16 protein-coding genes are annotated in these 20,710 nt (G+C 42.5%); 5 read left to right on the top strand and 11 right to left on the bottom strand.

Annotated elements, in window-relative coordinates; all coding sequences use genetic code 11:
• Positions 1-6: 6 nt before the first annotated feature.
• The 6 genes from KCG35_RS08625 to dhbC form a co-directional block, all read right to left on the bottom strand.
• On the bottom strand, positions 7-1,092 hold the full coding sequence (locus tag KCG35_RS08625; RefSeq protein ID WP_215819284.1) for an ABC transporter substrate-binding protein: 1,086 nt from the start codon (positions 1,090-1,092) through the stop codon (positions 7-9).
• Between the two features lie 5 nt (positions 1,093-1,097).
• A complete protein-coding gene (locus tag KCG35_RS08620; protein WP_215819283.1) occupies positions 1,098-2,567 on the bottom strand; it encodes an MbtH family NRPS accessory protein in 1,470 nt (489 codons plus the stop codon).
• Positions 2,564-6,577: a non-ribosomal peptide synthetase gene (locus KCG35_RS08615; protein WP_215819282.1), complete on the bottom strand. Its 4,014-nt coding sequence runs from the start codon at positions 6,575-6,577 to the stop codon at positions 2,564-2,566. Before KCG35_RS08615 ends, KCG35_RS08620 begins: the two co-directional genes overlap by 4 nt.
• 8 nt (positions 6,578-6,585) lie before the next feature.
• On the bottom strand, positions 6,586-7,587 hold the full coding sequence (locus KCG35_RS08610; protein ID WP_215819281.1) for an isochorismatase: 1,002 nt from the start codon (positions 7,585-7,587) through the stop codon (positions 6,586-6,588).
• A gap of 107 nt (positions 7,588-7,694) precedes the next feature.
• Positions 7,695-9,437, bottom strand: coding sequence for a (2,3-dihydroxybenzoyl)adenylate synthase (locus tag KCG35_RS08605; RefSeq protein ID WP_230409095.1), 1,743 nt, complete (start codon positions 9,435-9,437; stop codon positions 7,695-7,697).
• A complete protein-coding gene (gene dhbC / locus KCG35_RS08600) occupies positions 9,437-10,672 on the bottom strand; it encodes an isochorismate synthase DhbC (protein WP_215819280.1) in 1,236 nt (411 codons plus the stop codon). Before dhbC ends, KCG35_RS08605 begins: the two co-directional genes overlap by 1 nt.
• Positions 10,673-11,014: 342 nt before the next feature.
• On the opposite strand from dhbC, the gene KCG35_RS08595 reads away from it, so the two are divergent.
• On the top strand, positions 11,015-12,259 hold the full coding sequence (locus tag KCG35_RS08595; protein WP_215819279.1) for an MFS transporter: 1,245 nt from the start codon (positions 11,015-11,017) through the stop codon (positions 12,257-12,259).
• Positions 12,260-12,329: 70 nt separating this feature from the next.
• Here the strand turns inward: KCG35_RS08595 and KCG35_RS08590 are convergent, their stop codons facing one another.
• The 5 genes from KCG35_RS08590 to KCG35_RS08575 form a co-directional block, all read right to left on the bottom strand.
• Positions 12,330-14,051, bottom strand: a complete 1,722-nt coding sequence (locus KCG35_RS08590) for a methyl-accepting chemotaxis protein (protein ID WP_215819278.1) — start codon at positions 14,049-14,051, stop codon at positions 12,330-12,332.
• Positions 14,052-14,144: 93 nt separating this feature from the next.
• Entirely contained in the window at positions 14,145-14,639 is a 495-nt protein-coding gene (locus KCG35_RS26925; protein WP_309227332.1) for an acyl-CoA dehydrogenase family protein, read from the bottom strand.
• Positions 14,602-15,699 (bottom strand): acyl-CoA dehydrogenase family protein, encoded by a 1,098-nt coding sequence (locus KCG35_RS08585; protein ID WP_309227331.1) that lies wholly within the window; start codon positions 15,697-15,699, stop codon positions 14,602-14,604. Before KCG35_RS08585 ends, KCG35_RS26925 begins: the two co-directional genes overlap by 38 nt.
• Before the next feature lie 132 nt (positions 15,700-15,831).
• Positions 15,832-16,245 (bottom strand): transporter substrate-binding domain-containing protein, encoded by a 414-nt coding sequence (locus tag KCG35_RS08580; protein ID WP_215819277.1) that lies wholly within the window; start codon positions 16,243-16,245, stop codon positions 15,832-15,834.
• A 6-nt stretch (positions 16,246-16,251) separates the two neighbouring features.
• Positions 16,252-16,569, bottom strand: a complete 318-nt coding sequence (locus KCG35_RS08575; RefSeq protein ID WP_215819276.1) for a transporter substrate-binding domain-containing protein — start codon at positions 16,567-16,569, stop codon at positions 16,252-16,254.
• A gap of 332 nt (positions 16,570-16,901) precedes the next feature.
• Here KCG35_RS08575 and KCG35_RS08570 point away from each other — a divergent pair, with 332 nt between their 5' ends.
• The 4 genes from KCG35_RS08570 to KCG35_RS08555 all read left to right on the top strand — a co-directional run bounded on the left by KCG35_RS08570 (position 16,902) and on the right by KCG35_RS08555 (position 20,692).
• Positions 16,902-17,252, top strand: a complete 351-nt coding sequence (locus KCG35_RS08570) for a hypothetical protein (protein ID WP_215819275.1) — start codon at positions 16,902-16,904, stop codon at positions 17,250-17,252.
• Between the two features lie 590 nt (positions 17,253-17,842).
• A complete protein-coding gene (locus tag KCG35_RS08565) occupies positions 17,843-18,553 on the top strand; it encodes a ricin-type beta-trefoil lectin domain protein (RefSeq protein WP_215819274.1) in 711 nt (236 codons plus the stop codon).
• 465 nt (positions 18,554-19,018) lie between these two features.
• Positions 19,019-19,615, top strand: a complete 597-nt coding sequence (gene lexA, locus KCG35_RS08560; RefSeq protein WP_215819273.1) for a transcriptional repressor LexA — start codon at positions 19,019-19,021, stop codon at positions 19,613-19,615.
• Between the two features lie 45 nt (positions 19,616-19,660).
• Positions 19,661-20,692 (top strand): tripartite tricarboxylate transporter substrate-binding protein, encoded by a 1,032-nt coding sequence (locus KCG35_RS08555; RefSeq protein WP_215819272.1) that lies wholly within the window; start codon positions 19,661-19,663, stop codon positions 20,690-20,692.
• The last annotated feature ends 18 nt before the right edge of the window (positions 20,693-20,710 follow it).

The raw sequence follows: 20,710 nt of genomic DNA, 5'->3' as shown, positions 1-20,710 counted from the left end.
GAACCCTTATGACCCTGCTGTCATACTATCCGCCACATCTTTGAGTACAGCCAGTGCCGCTAATGGTCCCCCCACACTGGTCCATAGTGAACCGTCCACATTGACTACTTGCTTATTTCGTACTGCCTTTAATGACTGATAAACAGGCATTTGCTGCATCGCTTGCAGAGCATGTACCGCTTTTCCAGATACTGTCAGTGTGCCGACAAAAAGCCAGTCGCCATCGATTAATGACAGCGCTTCCAAGCTCAGTGGTGGTGAATGCCCTGGTCCAGGCTGATGTTGTGCCTCAGGGCGCTGTAATTGAAGATCAGCCAATACCTGACTGACAAAGGCATCCTGCAACATATAACCTGGTCCTTGGGGATTCCAACGTACAACACTGACCGTTGCCTGTTGCTGATCCCCTAGTTGCTGCCGTATAGACTGCACCTGCTGTTGGTAGTACTGAATAAACTGCTCTGCAGAAGACTCTTTTTTTAGCCATCCAGCTACACGCTGTAATGCTGTCTGCCAGTCTTCCGTAGATTGATAACTCACGGCAGTAGGCGCGACTTTTCTTAATTGTTTTAATAGCTGAGGGTTATTTAATCCCCCCACTAAAATAAGATCAGGCTGCAGCTCAACCAACATATCCAAACTGGGTTGACCTAAGCGTCCAACCATACGGATATCGTGTAGCTGTTCATTGTCAGCCAAATAACGTGGGATTCCTGGTTGACCACGGCCCGCGGTGGTACCAACAGGACTGATGCCCAATGCCAGTAGCATATCCAGGTCCATCTCACTGAGTACCACCAGCCGCTGAGGCGCATCTGCTAATGTCACCTCATAACCTGTGACATCCGTGAATGTGTACCATATCTGTTCATTACTAGGTTGATGTTCAGCTGTTTGTTGTGAGCTTGATTGGGTCACCGTAGATGATGCTGACTCTTCTTGTTGGCAACCTGCCAAGACCAATCCAATGAAAAGCCAGCACAGTGTTATTACTGTATGGAAGACGGTTGGCAATGGGTTGCCTCTACGACTCCCCCCCATTGATTTATCGCTTTGTTGAAAACATACCCCTTGCATCACATCTCTCATCATCAGGTTCATTTTGATTTTTTTAAGGGCTTATCTGAGGCTCTACTACGGGCTTCATCTTGTAAGGTTTCAGTCACGGCTGCTTCAGGCAATAACGACTGCAAACGCTGACGAAACCCTTTAGGTAACTGCTCGGTACGCTGCCACATCGTTTTTAGCCAAGCCTTATCAGCCAGAACGCTATCAGGCAATTTAACCTCGCGCTGCAAGCCTGAAAGAAACAGCACTCCTTCTACCATTTGCTTTACTTGAGGAGCCTGTCCCTTGTTAGCCACTGCTTGCTGTTGATGCCCACCGCTGATGGCCGCAAAAGGCATCGCCCCCAACCAGCCTTGCTCTGCCCTGATAACTTGCGGCCATACAGGGAATGAATTCTCCGTATTTTCGAGAGTGCCTAGCAAGCGTTTTTGTGCATCAAACTGTGTGATATCGGTAGTCCACAGCATATAGCTACGCCCTGGTTGGTGTTCTGCCAATAACGCGCCCAGTGTGGAAATATCCTCCTCACCCAGTAAGACTTTAGTTTTCTGGGCGCTAACAGCAGCTTCTTGTCTAGTTCGATGACGCACCACGGGCTGTCGCGTAAGGTGGTAACCGCCAAAAATCAACAAACCTTTACGGCCTTTTTGCAGCACTTCAGACTTAATTCGCTGGTAATAACCCTGATCCCGCTGAGTTTGGCGCACACGCCAATCATCAGCATGTTTAATTTGTCTCCAATCAAACGCTGGTTCTGCTAGGACAATACGAAGTTGCTGATTTTTGGGTCGCTGCTGGTTAAGTTGACGTACCGTTTTAAATAGCTGCTGATAACCTGTAGGCTGCCACACCACAAAGTTCAGGGAGTTTCGCCAGGCTTGTGCTAATTCAGCATCTGTTACTGCCGCGCCTGCCACATAATCATCAACCACAGACTGATAGGCTGCATTACCAAACTCCACCACAATGTCATCGACGATAGCGGCAAGCTCATCTGCACGTAACAGGTCGATAAACGCAGCAATCACATCAGAATGCCAGTGCATCTCAGACAACCCAACCAAATCATAACGATCAAACAGCGCGGTTATACCCTGTGCTGCCGGTTGAAGGGATGACAACGGGGTCACCTCCAGATTTTTGTCAGAAGAAGAAAGATTCACCTGAGGGTTATTGAGCACCACATTTCTTGTAGACGAGTTGCTCTCACTTGAACCTTGCTCAGCAATAAACTTCATACAACATGCTTTATGGGTTGTTCGAGTGTCTTGACTGATAACAGCATCCTGCCCTTTCAGACTAAGCATGTGTCCAGCGTCATTTTGGGCATCATTTGAAGCCCCAGTGAGTGGTATTTGGGATAAGGCAACTGTGCTATCAGAACTAAAGCGTACCTGCCAACCTTGGGGTAACACTAGGGTTACAGGCCAAATAGCCAAATCCCCCTGCTGATTTTCCACGACCTGATAGTGGGCCATCGGTAAGTCAAACACGCTCATACCGCATCACTCCCCTGTAAGCATTTTTTTAGCGTCTTCCCTATCAGATCAACCATAGGTGGCTGCAACATCATGCCATGGGTACAAGGAATATCATGACAGTAAAGCTGTCCTGTCACATAAGGTTGCCAGCCACTGTAATCCACATTAATTTCTGGACGAGGTCCTGTTGCCTGAAAAAAGACTATGTCGCCTTTAAAAACAGGGTGGTTTGAACTTCGTACCAGATAACTGTTTTCAATCACTACCTGGGTAATAGCCTGCCAGGTTGTTTCCGATAAACTCGCCAGCGCACTACCCTGCTGTTTTAATAGCGTTCTGGTTTGCGTGGGAGTTAAGTCATCAGGAAATCCTGTTTCTGGCTCATAGCCTGCTATACGTAACAGCGCTTGCAGTGCTTCCTGTTCACCCACTGCAGGCATATCACGCCATTGGTCTGAGGGATAGGCATCGACTAAAGCCAGTAGCGCCACCTCTTTCCCTTGCTGCTGTAACTGAGTAGCCAACTCATGGGCCAGCATGCCACCAAAAGACCAGCCTATCAGCTGATACGGGCCTTCAGGCTGTATTTTTTTAATCATGCTCAGATAATCACTGGCCATCGCAGCTAAAGAGCGCTCATGCTGATGACCCTCTGTCGCTGACAATAGCGGTGCTTGTAACCCATACATAGGAGTATCTGCTGGTAGATGGGGTAACAGCCCGCTATAACACCAGCACAAACCACCCGCTGGATGAATAGCAAATAATGGTCGTTCCGGGCCTTGCATCCGCAATGGCAACAGCATTTCCAAACCATCATTCAGTGGTTTGTTGTCAGCCAGTGCAGAAAGCAATCCTTTCGCCGTAGGCTTGGCAAACACTGTGCCCAATGGAATATTAATACCCAACACCTGTTGTAGACGATTGATTAACTTCACCACCGAGAGTGAGTTCCCACCAAGCGCAAAAAAGTTATCCTGAGGTCCAACCGTTGATACCCCTAATACCTCAGCCATGACAGTTACGAGTTGTTGTTCTTTGAAAGATGCAGGTGCATCCTTTAGTGCCTGCACACTAAACTCAGGATCAGGTAACTGCTTGCGATCAAGTTTGCCACTGGGTGATAGTGGCAGTGCCGAAAGGCTGCTAATGATGGGAGGTACCATATACTCTGGTACCTGATTGATTAATTGATTACGAATGCTTGCAATCAGCTCACCCAGATCAGTCTCAACTGATAAGGTTGGCACAACATACCCCACTAACATAGGCTCATTACTGGGTGAATATTTGATTACAACAGCAGCCTGAGCCACCAGTGGGTGTTGAGCCATCACTGCCTCAATTTCACCCAATTCAATCCGTAATCCTCTTAACTTAACCTGTTGATCCATCCGACCAAAATATTCCAGCTCACCTTGTGGATTCCAGCTCGCTAAATCACCTGTACGATACATCCGCTCGCCATTCTCTACGAAGGGGTCAGGTACAAAGCGCTCAGCCGTCAACTCTCGTTGATTCAAGTAGCCTTCAGCCAGATTACGACCAGCAATATACAACTCACCTTTAACGCCAATAGGCGTGGGTTGTAGCTGTCGATCTAAAACATACAACCGAGTATTCCAGATAGGCTTACCAATAGGCACCGCTGAAGAATGTTGCTGTTGAGGACAGTCCCAATAGGTCACATCCACCGCCGCTTCCGTTGGTCCATAGAGGTTATATAAAGTTGCTTGTGGTAAGCATTGGTAAAACTGAGCAATCGCTTCATGTGGCAACGCTTCACCACTACACATGACCTTTTGCAAACTCGTACATTTTTGTGCTTCAGGACAGTCTACAAAGGCTTGCAGCATAGAAGGCACAAAGTGCATCACGTGAATGGCTTGCTGCTGAATCAGCAACGCTAAACCCTGCGGATCTTTGTGCAGATCTGGCGATGCGACGACTAAGGTTGCTCCGGTCATTAACGGCCAAAAGAACTCCCATACCGAGACATCAAAACTGGACGGTGTTTTCTGTAAAACCTGCGTACCTGAGCCAATCAAATACTGACCTTGCATCCATAACAACCGGTTAACAATGGCACGATGTGAAACGACTACACCTTTAGGTTTACCTGTCGAACCTGAGGTATAAATAACATAGGCGGGATCAGTTGCTTGCAATGGCTGTAACATTTCACTTACCAGGGGCCAGTGACTTGGAAGTGAACGCCAGGGATTGTTTACCCCCTCATGCAATAAATCATCAACATAAATACAAGGAAAACCAAATAGTCCAGCAAGCAATTGACAGGTCAGGATTAACACAGGCTGTGCATGGTCCTGCATATAGCTGATACGATCAGCAGGGTAATCTGGGTCTATTGGTAAATAAGCACCCCCTGCCCGGATGATGGCTTGTTGGGCCACAATCAGCTCCAGACTCCTGGGAATCGCTAGCCCCACAAACTTACCTGGCCCTACCCCTTGTTGGATAAGATAATGGGCCAGTTGATTAGCTCGTACCGACAGTGCTTGGTAGCTCAGCGTTTGATTTTCAAAGACGACAGCCGTATTACTTGGCGAAGCACTTGCCTGTGCCTGTAACAAGGTGGTTAGTGTTGTTTCTGGAACCTTATGTGCTGTCTGGTTAAAGCCATTAATCAGTAGATCAAACTCCCCTGGTAACAGCATACCCAGGCTGGCCAATGGCTGAGAAAGATCAGCTCGACACCAATTTTGCAGAAATCGCTGAAATCGCCTCAAAAGCAATGCCAGGTCAGCGTCACTGTAACAACTAGGATTGCCTTCTAAGACCAGCTGAAAGTGTCCATCCCGGACAAATAAATAGATCGATAAATCATCTACAGGACCCGCTGCCAGGTTATGTAGTGTCGCTGCATCGCCTAAAAAGTCACTATCCCCATCAAAAGGCAACACATTAACTAATGTATTAAACAGTGGGCGTCCCTGTTGAATTAAACCAAGATCATGCTGAATCGCTTCAAATCGATAGCGTTGATGACGACTTGCCCCCATAAACTGTTTAGCCACTGTGTTCATCAGCTCACTAAGTGAGGTTTCAGCCGTTAATGAGATGCGTAAAGGGATAACATTTACCTGCATCGTGGGGGTTCTTAAACTCACTGAGCCAAAACGCCCCATCATCGGCACACCAAGTACTAACTCTTCGGTATGCGTCATACGCTGCTGAAAACCGGCCACTGCAGCGTAAAACATAAACTGCCAATTTATATCAGCTTGCTGGCTGATCGCTTTTAAGTGTGTGACTAGCTCATCGTTCAGGGTGACCTGCTGGCGAAGTGCTTGAGACTGTGCAGCTGCGGAATAACGACGTACACTCAGCGAGCTTGGCTCTGGCAAGGTCGCAAACTGTTGTAACCAGTAGTGTTTATCCTGCTGGCACTTTGCCGACTGCCAGTAATCCTGATCTTCCTTTAACAATGTAGAAAGCGGCTGAAACGTGCAAGGTTTAACAGCAGATGAGGTAACTAAGGCACGGTAGATTTCCGCAACACGGGCAATCAAAAGCGAAAAACCATAACCGTCTATAGCAATATGGTGGATGCCTTGATACCAAAAATTGCGATCTGGAAATACCTTGATAATAGCCTGGCGAACCAACGGTCCTTGCTGTAAATCCATGGGCCTTGATACATCATTTTGCATCCACTGTAACGCATCAGCCACAGGATCTGCAGCACAGCTACAATCAATAATCGCCACCTCAATCGGTCGACAAGGATCAATCTCTTGTTGCAGTTCACCATCAACTAACTGAAATCGACAATGAAGCGAATCGGCTTCCATCACAGCTTGCTTGATCGCCTGCTGAAAAAAGTCCAGATTCAATTGCCCTCGAATATCAAGGTACTCCCCAGTATTGTATACAACACTTTGCGGAAACCGTTGTTGGGCATACCAAATCCCAGCCTGTGCTCGGGTAAGAGGCTGCCAATCCTCCTCCGTCTTTTGTAGTGTATTGGTGTTGGGCAATACTGTTGCTGCTTCTGTCGACTTCATCTTTTACCTCACACAGATACTGCTTGTGAAGCTGTAACTAACTGCTCCCAACCAGACAAGGTAGGGTTTTCTGCAAGATCAAGTAACGTGGTTTTTACGCCTTGTTGTTGCCACTGTTCTAACAAACTCATTACCCGTATGGAGTCCAAGCCCAATTCAATTAAATTATCGTCAGGTGCCAGCTCATCCAGCTCAACGTCTAACCATTTAGCAACTTGCTGTTGCCAATTATCCATTGTTTTTACAGGTGTTTTTTGCTGAATTATTTTTGCACTTTTGCTTTCAATATTTTCTTGCTGGACGCTGTATACTGAAGTACTTACGTTATGTAATCGCGCATTATGCGCATCATCTGTCGTATGATCAATATTATTTTCAACTAAACTATCCAGCAAAGAAGCCGTGGATAGAGTGTAACCACAACGCTGCGCAACATAATTAACAGCATTAAGATGTTCATCATAAGAAAAATCTGCGATAGCATCTGTCACAAAAAATGCCTGAATATCATTCATAAAGGCATCTGCGGCTGTTAATTGACAACCAATATGAGCATATACACCACAGATAATAAGTTGATCCCGCTCTTGATCACGCATTTGTTGCAGTAAATCAGTTCGCTGAAATGCACTGTACCGCCATTTTGTTAGAATTTGATCATCAACCTCTGGCGCTAGCTCGCTAATAATCGCTGTTTGATTTGGATCATCCGCTAAACCTTTACCCCAAAAATCCTGCAATAAAGCACGCTGTTGTGGTGTTTGGTTACCGGGTTGTGCTGAATAGTAGACCGGCACTCCCAGTGCTTTTAATTGTTGTTTAATATGTTGAACATGCTCAATCACCGTGGCAATCAATGATGAGTTTTCACCATAAAAATCGAGAAAATATTGCTGCATATCGTGTACAAGCAACACTGCACGCTTTGGGTCAACAGACCATTTCACTTTATTTGCATTAAAACAGTCTTGTGATGGAATTTCATAACTATTAATTCGTGGAATAGTCACAATAGCCAGCCTCCAACGCTATACCCCTCATTATGAGGTATAAATAATTTTTCACTAAAAAAAGAAAATAAATAATCTGTAAAAACAGAGAATAGACTTTATTTCGATCACACAGGCGTCGTTTCGTTTTCAACCAATGCTCGCAACTGCTTTTTGTTTACTTTGCCTACAGGCGTCTTAGGAAATTGTTTGATAAACACAAACCGGTCAGGAATTTTGTAATTAGCAACACCTTGCGCCAATAAAAAACGTTTTAATTCAATTTTTTTCGGTGGCGCTATCGATTGATGATCATCCGTTGCCTCTAACGCAACAATAAATGCGCAACTTGCTTCTCCCAGTACATCATCAGCCACTGCAACTAACGCAGCATCTTGCACAGAGGGATGTGTAATTAAATAATTTTCAATCTCTTCGGCAGCAACTTTTTCCCCACCGCGGTTAATTTGGTCTTTGGCACGCCCTTCAACCACCAGATAACCTTGCTCAGTTAACCGAACACGATCTCCTGTTCGATAATAACCATCATTAGTAAATGCTTTTTGGTTATGCTCTGGTGCCTTAAAATATCCTTGAATGGTATAGGGGCCTCGTGTTTGTAAATGCCCCACGGTGCCAGTGGGTAACACTTCGTCATTGTCATCCACAATACGAATTTCATCGGCTAATGACATCGGCTTACCTTGTGTATGAATAATGACCTCATCACTATCATCCAAACGGGTATAATTTACTAAACCTTCTGCCATACCAAATACTTGCTGTAATTTACAGCCCAAGACAGGCTGTATCTGTTTGGCTACTTCTGGACTTAATCGAGCACCACCCACTTGTAAAACCTCAAGACAACTGATATCCCACGACAGTTGTTGTCTTGCGTGTAACCATACATTCACTAAAGGTGGCACTAAGGCTGTCATAGTCACTTGCTCTTGCGCTATCCATCGCCAACAGTGATCGGGCTGTGTGTCTACCGCTAAAATCACGGTTCCCCCGGCATAAAGTGTGCCCAATGTTCCAGGCGATGATAAGGGGAAATTATGGGCAACGGGCAACACGCATAAATATTTACTACGGGAAGTCAGTCGACATACATCAACACTGGCCTTTAAACTATAAATATAATCATCATGAGTTCGAGGTATTAATTTTGGTGCACCTGTTGTGCCACCAGATAATTGCAATAATGCAGGAGAGCTGGGATCAGGTTCTGGTAAAGAATGGACAGCCGCTACATTTCCGGTATTTAATAAATCATTAAATGATAAAAATTCTTCTGCCTCACCCACAACAATAACATGATTAACTGTTGTTGTTTTTGCCATCACCTTTCTGGCTAATGCACGGTAGTCAAAACCAACGCCTTTATCGGCAATAAAATAAGCTTTAGCTTGAGAAAATTCACAAAAATAACTGATTTCCGCCTGGCGATGTCCTGGTAATGCCATAATTGGCCAGGCACCCAAGCGAAATAAGGCAAAACAAATAACAAAAAATTCAGCCTGATTTGGCAGTTGGACAACGACACGATCACCCGCTTCAATACCAAGCTCTATAAGTCCTGCCGTTAATTGATCAGCTAATTGATCCAATTGTTGATACGTCCAGCGATGGTTTACATCAATAACCGCTAGCTGATTTCCCTGATGCTGTGCACGCTCACGTAATAACTGCCCAAAGGTAATTCCTTGCCAATATCCCGCTTGGCGATAATGATCGGCAACCTCTGGCGACCAATCAGGTACCACTTTCAAACGCCTATCCATATGTGTATTACCATTGTCTTGCATTAAATTATTTGAGCTTTTTACAACAGAGGCTTTTGCCTCTATTAAATCAACAGTGCTCATCAAGCAACCTCTGCCACATGATTCAACCCCACAGCATTAAGCATGGTTTTAAATTTGGTTGCAGTTTCCTTTAATTCATGTTGTGGAATTGAGCCTGAAACAACACCAGCACCTGCAAATAAACGTAAACGTAAAGCATCTACCTCGGCACAACGAATAGTCACGACCCACTCACCATTGCCCTGGCTATCCATCCAGCCCACCATGCCAGTAAAAAAACCTCGATCAAAAGGTTCAATTTCAGCAATCGCATCCCGAGCATGATTCTCAGGAAATCCACATACAGCAGGTGTCGGATGAAGCGCTGAGGCCAGCTCTAAAACCGTTGTTGCAGGATTATCAAGCTCACCATAAATATCGGTCGATAAATGCCAAAGTGTTTCTGTATGAATCAGTGAAGGTTGTTCAGGTACTGAAAGATGTTTACAAAATGGTGCAATTGCTGAATTCACTGACTGAATCACCAATGCATGTTCATGTTGATCTTTAGTCGATTGCAATAAAGCATTAGCACGCTGTTGATCTTCATTTTTATCTGCACTACGCGCCGCTGAGCCGGCAAGAGGATTGCTTCGAATAGTGGCACCTTGTTTATTAATCAGCAATTCAGGACTGGCACCCACCAGCGTTTTACAATGTTCACTATGTTGCAAATCAGCAGGTAAAGAAACTGCAAAGGTATATCCCGCACGATTATGTTGCGCCAGCTTAGACAACAAGTGAGGCATATCTAATTGCTGAGGTAATGTGATATCCAGTGCACGCGATAATACCACTTTACTTAAATCAGATTGCTTAAAACGTTGTAATGCATTTTCAACACCCTGCATATACATTTCTGGCAAAGGCATATGCTGAATTGCATAATTATTACTATTTTCACTAGAAATATTATTGTTTAGCTCAACATCACTTGCTGTATTTTTTTGTGCTACGGGTAAAGGCTTACCCCAGTTCACCGTTGTCGGCACCCACAAGTGCATGGGGGCATCCACTGCAAAGGGAATAGCACCCACAATGAGTGGGTTTTCATTACCACGCGCTTGTGCATCCGCCAATACCCCCTGTATGGTTGAAAGCACTGTGTGATCATTTAATGCTAAATTTACAGTAGCCTGGCTACCCGACGTTAACAGCGAATAATTAGCCGTAGTAAAGAAAAATGGGGTTTGTTGCTGATGAAACTGTGCAATCAAATCAGCCCCAGTTATTGTGGAACATTTACTCTCATTCATGGAAACCTCGTAGCATACAACGACGATCTGTCTTATTTATCCCGTCTAGCGCTGAGGGGGCACACTACAGTGTGTGTTATGAATATTATTGCAAATGATAATGATTATCAATAAAATTTTACGACTAAACTGTCCTCTTTTGTCTTGATAGGTGATATCACCATCAGTGACGTCAAATAATCTCACTTAAGAGCACAATGTTTACAATTAGAAAAAGATCAAATGACCAAGCCTGGAAATGAAACAAAGCTTACTTTGCGTAAACTGTGCTTACACTAATGTAGTAAGAGAGCAGTATTTACCCATTTCTCTTTAAGGTATACAACAATTAGCAGGTAGTTAATGGATATTAAAGCGTCTTTAAACGCGCCTTCCGAGCAAGTTATCATCTTGCTGATGGTGCTTGTGCAATTTATTAATATGGTAGATTACATGATGGTCATGCCTTTAGGTCCAGACTTTGCCAAGGCACTGTCTATCCCTGTTCATGAGGCAGGATTTATTGGTGGTGTGTATACGTTTGCCGCAGCCTGTATGGCACTGCTTTTAGCCAATCGTCTTGACCGAGTGGACCGCCGCTTAGCCCTTTTATGCTGCTTAGCAGGACTTGCCATCAGCACCTTTTTAGCCACTCTAGCCACAGGGTTTTACTCCCTCATTGCCGCACGTGTTGCTGCTGGCTTATTTGGAGGACCTGCGGCTTCCCTGGCAATGGCCATTGTTATTGATCATGTTCCAGATGAACGCCGTGGTAAAGCAATGGCCCTACTCATGAGTGCATTTCCTACAGCAGCCGTTATTGGCGTACCATTAGGCCTGGAGATGGCTCACTGGTTTAACTGGCAAGCGCCCTTCTATTTGGTCAGTGTCAGTACACTTTTTGTGATGATTCTCATTTTCTGGATATTGCCACCACAAAGTGCACACTTGGCTGCAGCCCGGAAAACACCACCTTTTAAAATGACCACAGCCTTAACAGACCCAATAATGAGACAAGGGTTGAGCATTACAGGAACCGCTATTTTTGCCAGCTTTCTATTTATACCTCACCTTTCTCCTTATATACAATTCAACCTGGGCTATCCTCGAGAAGAAATTGGAACCTTATATATGATTGGAGGCCTTGCCACCTATATCATTATGCACGTCACTGGTCGTTTAGTAGATCGCTTGGGACCTGTGTCCATAACCTGGCTGGCCGCAGCCGGTTCTTTAACCATAATCTTCACTGGATTTATGCCTCCAGCACTTTGGCCTGTCATAGTAACCTTTGCTGGTTTTATGGCGTGTAATGCGATGCGTAATGTTGCTGTACAAACAACGAATAGCCGAATACCTGCGCCCCAACAAAGAGCAGGCTATATGGCTACACAATCAGCAGTGCGCCATTTAGTGAGTGGCTTTGCGGTTGCCATTTCGACGCTTATTTTAACCACCAATGAAACGGGGGCATTAGAACATATGACAAGTGTCGCATGGCTTAGTGTTATATTGACAATTATGCTACCTTGGCAAGTCAGTCGCCTACATCGATCATTAACATTGCGAAAACAACAGCAAACAGAGAAACGTGCTTTAGCCACATAATTTTTTTATCGGATAGACAGGGATTGTCGTTGTTGCCGCGCTCACACCAAACACCATCAACGACAAGCATCTAGCTTGTTTTAAATTGTTTAACCACTGACTGTAATGTCTCTGCTAACGAAGAAAGGTCATGACTTTCTTTTGAAATTTGATGCGTCCGGTCAGCATTGAGTTGTGTTTTATGACTAATATCTTCAATTGATTGGTTAATTAACTCTGCAACACTGCTCTGTTCTTCCGCCGCACTGGCAATCTGCATATTCATACTATTAATCGTATTCACTGCATTGGCTATATTGTTCAGAGACTCTTCTGCTTTTGTCGCACGTTGTACAGTTTCAGCAGCATAGGAACATCCTTCATCCATTTTACTCACCGAGTTGGTAGCTTGTTGTTGAAGGTTGCGAATCAGGGTCTGGATTTGTTGCGTAGACTCATGCGTTCTTAATGCTAAGCCTCTCACCTCATCTGCAACCACAGCAAACCCCTTACCTTGTTCACCTGCCCGAGCCGCTTCAATTGCAGCATTTAGAGCTAACAAATTTGTTTGTTCAGCAATACTGCCAATGACGTCTAAAATTGATTCGACATTGGCCGTTTCTTTAGCTAATTGTTTTATCACTTCACTGGTATTTTCCACACTGGTAACCAGAGTGGAAATCGACCCAGTGACACCAGAAACAATATCATGCCCTTCTGTTGCCTGTTGATCAGCCTGCTGAGTAGACTCAGCAGCCACATGGGCGTTTTTCGATACTTCCTGAATAGAACTCACCATTTCTGTAATGGATGAAGCAATTTGCTCAATGCCACTCTGTTGCGCCTCAGTATCCTTTGCTGTGTCAGAGGTATTGCTGGACAAAGTAGCTGACAACTGGGCAATATGCATGGATGACTCAGTCACTTTACCAAGCACCTTACGAAAATGCTGGCTCATTAACTCAAGCTCTCTCAATAATTGACCTACTTCGTCCTGTTGCTCCCTACTGGCAACGGATACTGTTAAATTACCTGCGCCCAATTGTTGTGCAGTTTTAATAGCACGATTTAAATTCTGTCGGATATTCTGTGCGATAAAAAAGGCTAAAACTGTTCCAATCAACACAGCAAGCGCTGAAAAAAAGACAGCACGTATTATCGCATTTGTTTCAATTTGTTCTGACTCGCGAATAATCTCAAGTGCTAAGCGTTCAACACCATCCATCAATCCCAAAATATGCTTATCAATAATGTCCTGTGTTCCCTCTAATTTATGTATCTCTGCTTCCAGAACTTCTTCTGAAGTCTGTCCATCAGCAAAAAAAACTTGTATTTTTTTATCAAAGTCTGCTACTTCCAGTGTTAACTTACCGAACTCTTCACGAATATTTTCAATATTTTGTACTACCTGCGTCGACCAGTTTTGTTCCTGGAGTTTAACAATGATGGCGTTAATTGCAGCCAGACGTTTTCCCATATCCACCGTTGTACTTTTGATTAATTGCTGATTACGCTGCAGTGATGCTGTTGATCCTTGTGCTTCCTCCAAAACAAAGGAAGTTACCATTCTGTTTTCTATCGTTAACCTTAACGCCCGCTCTAAGTAAATATTTTTTTTCTGCTGTGAAGAAGAAATGTCATTCGCAGCCCCTAATAATGATACTTCTTCTCTGGCAATCGCTTTCAACTTATCGGATAACATCATCATTTGCCTTAAGCTATAACCAGCAACACTCACCACAAAAAGCAATAATAATGTAGACAGTGACAGTATTTTGGTGGAGATTTTAAGATTTCTAAAAAAATGTAACATAACCGTCTTCCTTGACATAACTTAGCTGCAGACTTACTGTTCCAAAAGTTAGCATTGCGACTGAAGTATAGTTTGCATTACTCAAGGATGTTTTTATAGTGCAGTTATATGTAAAGCATTCTCGATAATTCGCTTAGCCTCGACACCATAAGGTAATGTCCCATACTGATGATGACCTTCAGTCAGCCTGCTTTTCAAAAATGCATCTGCAACATAACTTTTGCCATGCTGAAGTAACAAACTCGCTTGCAGTAAAATTGCCATTTGCTCTACGACACTACGCGCACAAAACTCAGAATGTTGAGCTTCTTTTAGTTGAGACTTAAGTCGTTTTAACATCAAATCAAAACGTAAGTCACAACCTTTCGCTTGGGAAATAATATGCATAAACACATCAAGTACTTTAGGTTGTTTATTTATTGCACGTAAAATATCAAGACATTGAATATTTCCAGAACCTTCCCAAATTGCATTTACAGGTGCTTCACGATACAGTCGAGGCATAATGGTTTCTTCGACAATCCCCATACCACCAATACATTCCATGGTTTCATAAGTATGCTGTACATGCCTTACGTTGTCGAGCATAGTGAATAGCCTGTGCCAGCCCCTGTCGCATTAATGCAGCAGATCCCATAATGCAATCAAAACGCGTGAGTGATACCATATCAATAATGGCATTTACCCCTCGCCCCTCTTCACCCATCATCCAGGCAAAAGCTCCACGAAACTCCACTTCTGAAGAAGCATTGGATACGTTACCCATTTTATTTTTGAGTCGCTGAATATAAAACTGATTTTTTTCGCCATCAGGACGCCATCGCGGTAATAAAAAACATGATAATCCATGCTGACTTTGTGCTAATACTAAAAAAGCATCACTCATTGGTGCAGAACAAAACCACTTATGGCCTACTAACTCATAGGGTTGACCTGGTCCTCCCTTATTTAATGGCTTTGCTATCGTTGTATTAGCACGCACATCAGAACCACCTTGCTTTTCTGTCATTGCCATGCCAATCGTCACCCCTTTTTTCATAAAATAAGGCTTGTTATCAGGGTCATACTGTTGTGCATATACTTTAGGTAACCATTCAGCCGCAATATTAGGCTGTTTTTTTAACGTAGGAACGGAGGCAAAGGTCATCGTCAAAGGACAGCCACTGCCAGGGTCAGCTTGGCTATGTAAATAGGCTATTGTGGCTCGAATTAAATTTGCGTTTGGGTAACTGGATTGCCAAGGTAAAACATGATGTCCATATTTTATAGCTGTCGTCATCAATTGATGATACGCAGGATGGTAATTAACCTGATCGACACGATACCCATACCGGTCATGAGATTGAAACTCTGGCGTAAATTTATTTGCCAAAAAACCGGCTTGTTGTAGTTTTTGGCCAACCTCACGACCATATTCCAAACAAATAGATTCATTAGTATCGATATCTTTATTTGCTATTAATGATTGACTAAACAAACAAAACCAATGCTTTAAGGTTGGGTCAGCTGAATAAACGTTATAGCTTTCTAATGGTGTAGCCTGATTGAGCACCTCATGAGTTTCTGCACACCTTCTAAATTCAGACAATTCATTTTCCTGATGAATTTCATCCATATTTATTTTTGCGTCCATAGTTTGACTAGTCATGGTTACTAAAACATCCCTGATAAATTACTTGGCTCGTCGATTACTTTAACACAGCTATTTTATTCTAAGCCTGCTTTACGAACACCTGATGACAAATCAAAACAGCAAATCAGCACACCTATAGTTAAAAATCTACTGTTTACCTTTTAGCAGATAATCTCCTTGGTGAGACTTTAAAATAAACTGTTCAACTTTACCCTTTTTCCGTAGCAAACTTAGTCCTTTATTAAACACTTTAACCCTGTGAATATTTTGCTTATTTTTTTTAGATAACAGCATATGATAAACATAAGTGGTAATTATTTTAGGATGATAAGTTATTTTATTTCGTGCCAATTTATTGAAATGAATATTAAGAAGATAAAGACCGAGGTTAAGATCCATCGTAGTGACAGGAATTCGTTCATTAAGCAGTTTATCAAAATTCATTTTATCCAAAGGTACTCTTTCCATTTTTAAATGAACCCCATTTTTCACCGCTTGATCAAACCAGGTATACGAAGCCGCTAATACACCGCCAATAGTTATATCCTCTAAGTCTTTCATTGTTTGCTATTCAAACGAGGTTGAAGTCAAATGAAAGAAAACGGCTGGCCCCTCAATAATAGGATCACTGTAGTAAAAGTCTCGAGCCCGTTCTTCTGTGTATACCCAAATAATCGTGCCATCCCAGCGACCAAACTTTGCATACTCATAACTACGAGCCCATGGGAAAAAACCGTACTCAACATTTATACCAACCAGAGCAAAAGCCTCTTGTACAATATGGGCTGCAACGCCATTAAACTTTAACTCTTCAGCCAGATAAGGAGAATACTCGCCTATTGTTATTTTTATTTTTTCAGCCGTCACACCATGGCTTGCCATCATTGACGGCCGCCCCTAAAAACCCTGCGTTTTGGGTATAGTATAAACCCTTTCTTATTGATGCTTCATTCATCAACAATGATTTCCCTCGTTATGCAACGTTTTCTCTTACGCTTAAAAACGATACTTTTCTTGCTGACTAAATTATATGAAGCCATGATCAAGTTAATTACTGCAAGTCATTATTTTTAGAGCAACAAATTAAAACCAGATGTTTTACGCCATCACGAACCATCGCACCAAGTTAAATTTAACTAGTCATAAATAGATTAAATATATATAATAAAACTGCTACTATTTTACTAATATTAACTTCTTACTGCGTTTATTTTATTATGAATACCCAGAAACAATTTAATAAGAAAACATCACAACTGTATTTAAAGTTAACAGTTCTGCTACTCATGTTATGTTCGTCCATTCATATTAGTTTCACATATGCTGATAGCAAGTGCACAACAGTCACCAAGAATCTATGGGCAATTAGCCTTAGTTGTCGAGGTTGGACTAGCCAGTGCTATGCCACTTCTAGTGGTGGATACAGCCATAGAGGAGGCGCTAAAACCTTTGACTCTGCTGATAGTGCACAACGCTTTATCAGCCAGTTATCAAAATCCATACAGCGTATGAATCCTCAGATAACTCAGATTGCTTCAGAACAGCACACACCTTGTACGAATGATTAATAAGGGCTTATTAGCCCTTATTTTTATATTTGCCTCGATGCATGTAAGCTATCATTCCCCCTCCCAAACAAGTTAAAAATATCTTATAAATGATACAATTTAATACAAACAAGACACTCAAATATTGCACCAAGGTTTTAACCCATTACTGCAATAGACATAACCAAGAAAATTTTTTCGTAAAGGGAACTTTCCTAGCAAGTTATACTACTTAATAACATACTGCTAAATTCATTTGTACATCCGTATAATTTTCACACTACAAAGTTATACTAAAAAATGTAGTTAATAAGAATATAATTTCATATAAATAAACTCTGTTTTATTTAACTACCCCCTTCATTAAACCCTTCATGCTAGGCACTAAAACGTTTTTAGCATGCCACAATTTATGTATAAAATCACGTCCTCTAATAGGTATAAATCACTAGCACCATACTAAACTCATGCGTGATATTACGTATTCCCCTTGCAAATGATATTCCATACATTTAACTGTGCGTTTTAGTCACCTCAAAACAAAAATAACAAATTATAATTTTTAATATTTTTTTATAATTTGTATTATTTATATAAGTTGAAGATCGCCTATGTATAAAAAAGAAAACAAACTTCGTTTATCCTTTTATTCTATCTATACATTGCTTGTATTACTTATCACACATACTGTAGCAGCTGAAGCCCGGAATTACTTTCAAATTGAGTCAAATAACGGCTATTGCCTTGATGTTAAAGGTAATGGTACAGGCAACCTAACCCCTGTTATAGCCTACAACTGTCATGGACGAGACAACCAGCTCTGGTTTTCAGACCGCCGTGGCCGTATCCACTCTAAGTCTGCACCTCATATGTGCCTTGAAGCAGGTAACCCTAGACAAGGTAATACCGCATTCATTTACACATGTAATAAAGAGAAACACCAACGCTGGTACTGGAGAGGCCCTTACCTACATAATCGACGAAATTCTGATTTTGTGCTTGATCACTTTGTCAGCAGAGGACAAGTCGGTGTATGGCAATTTCATGGCAGGTCCAATCAAAAATGGCGAATGATTAGACAGCAAGTAAACGATGGTTATCCTTACAGTTTTCCTGAAGATCGCTATCCTCCTCAGAAACGATTCCAACCACGCTATAGCTGCTACAACTATGATATCAATGCAGGACCAATTTGGGATAACCAAGATGCTCAATATAAGTGCCCGCGCGTCTGTCAACAACAAAGAGGCAAGTGGACGGGTCACTGGCGAACCACTCAGTGGGGACAAGCATCCGTTTGCTCGTGCAAAATTTGTGACTAGCTTGAGTTATTGGTCATCTCACTAATAAACAATATCGATCCTCTAACTTTTTCATTTTTGCTGGCTACCCTACTGAGTAGCCAGTCACATCCCGAACAAAAGACGATACACTCTTACCATTACCCCCCCATAGTTCTTAGAAAACAGCGTTACAAGATAGATCAAACTGCATTGAAAAGTCTTTATGAAGATTTTGAGTGTTTTGACTATCTAATGATATACCCAACCTGTAGTATAATCAGGCGCTCTATGTCTTATTAGCGGGTACTGCCTCTCTCTCATTAGCTTGCAACCATTTTCTCTCTGTATATAATCACAGTAACTGTATAAAATACCAGTCAGATGAAGTAACGCTATGCCATTAAGCAACCACTTGATGTGTATACCATTTCATTCGGTATTAGATTTTAGTGGATATAAACAAACGAACTTTGTTGAGCAAGCCTTGTTAATCAGGACAGTGTAATGACCAAGCTAACAGCGCGGCAAGCTGAGATTCTGCAATTTATTAAAGAGCATATTGAAGCAACCGGTTATCCACCTACTCGAGCAGAAATTGCTAAGCAACTGGGTTTCCGTTCTCCTAATGCCGCTGAAGAACATCTGAAAGCCCTTGCGCGTAAAGGGGCAATTGAAATAATCCCTGGAACTTCTCGAGGTATTCGTTTACCTAATGGTGACATATCAGGTCTTCCTATTGTTGGGAATGTTGCAGCAGGAAGTCCGATTCTGGCTGCTGAACATATCGAAAATTACTGTGCCATCGAACCAGGCTTTTTTAATCCTAAAGCAGACTATTTCTTGCGCGTAAAAGGTATGAGCATGAAAGATGCGGGGATTTTTGAAGGTGACTTAATCGCTGTTCATAAAACCCATGAAGCACGCAATGGCCAAATCATTGTGGCCCGCATTGCCAGTGATGTTACTGTAAAGCGCTTTCATCAACTGCGTAATAAGGTCACGCTTTATCCAGAAAACGATGACTTTACCCCAATTGATGTTGACTTGAAGCGCGATGAGTTCACGATAGAAGGGTTGTGTGTAGGCGTTATACGCCACTAACTCCTGCTATGCTTAGAGGGTGATCATCACAGGCAGGTTAAAGGTATGCCGTCATTAGTCACTCTCAAGCGACTTACAGCGCCACCACAAGCAAAAGCCTTTTTTGCCAAATTTCTTAGCATGCTGTGTACCAAGTATCCTTACCTTTGTCTTTGTCTCAGCCTAATCGTCACAACAACGAGCTTAGCACTTACAACAAACAACATTCGTATTATTGTTCCTTATGGTGTTGGTGGCGGCTCAGACCAACATAGCCGGGCTATGGCTCAGGCATTGGAGCATACCAGCCCACTGAAAGTCTATGTTACAAACCGCCCCGCTGATGGTGGCGCGGAAGCATTTAAAATTTTTTTTAGCCAACCCGCTGATGGTAGCAATATTCTTCAAGCCACTGATAACCTTGTTAGCAACTATGTAGCTGGCTATATCCGCTACCACCCAACTAAAGATCTTATCCCAATTGGTATTACCCAGCTTACCTACAACCAAATTTATGTACGTAGTGATGATAGCCGCTTTAATAACTGGGAAAGCTTTGTAGCTTTTGCTCAAAGTCATGCGCCTATTACCGTAGCAAATGTAGGTAATACCGGTTCAATGGAATATTTAATACTTAATCAGCTCCAACAGAATCTTCACCTTTCCATTTTTCAAGAAAGTTATGACCGCCCACAATTACGCTACCAGGCGTTATTAAATCGTTCAGTGGATGCATTAATTGAACAACCTGGAGATGTTAAATTTTTACTGGAAAAGTCCCAAATAAAACCCATTATCAGCTTGGTAAAACAAAGGCCAGCTGGATTCCCAAATATTCCAGCCCTAAATGATATAAAATTGAACATCACCCCCATGTTTCGGTTTCGAGGTTTTTTTCTCCATGCCACAACACCGCCAAAGACCGTTAAACGAATAACCCAACAGCTTCAGCAAGCATGGGCTTCCCCCTCATTTCAACAGTTTAATAAAGACAATTATATGGATTTACTCCCCCATTACATGGATCAACAATCAGCAATACCATTTATTAATCAACTTATTATTCAATATCAACAAAAAAACCAACATGAACCATAATATCAACGCTTAAAAAGT

The organism is Zooshikella harenae (assembly GCF_018837975.1).
GTDB classification, from domain to species: Bacteria; Pseudomonadota; Gammaproteobacteria; order Pseudomonadales; family Zooshikellaceae; genus Zooshikella; species Zooshikella harenae.
The sequence above is the reverse complement of the archived record's forward strand: the minus strand, read 5'-3'. Positions and strand labels throughout refer to the sequence as shown.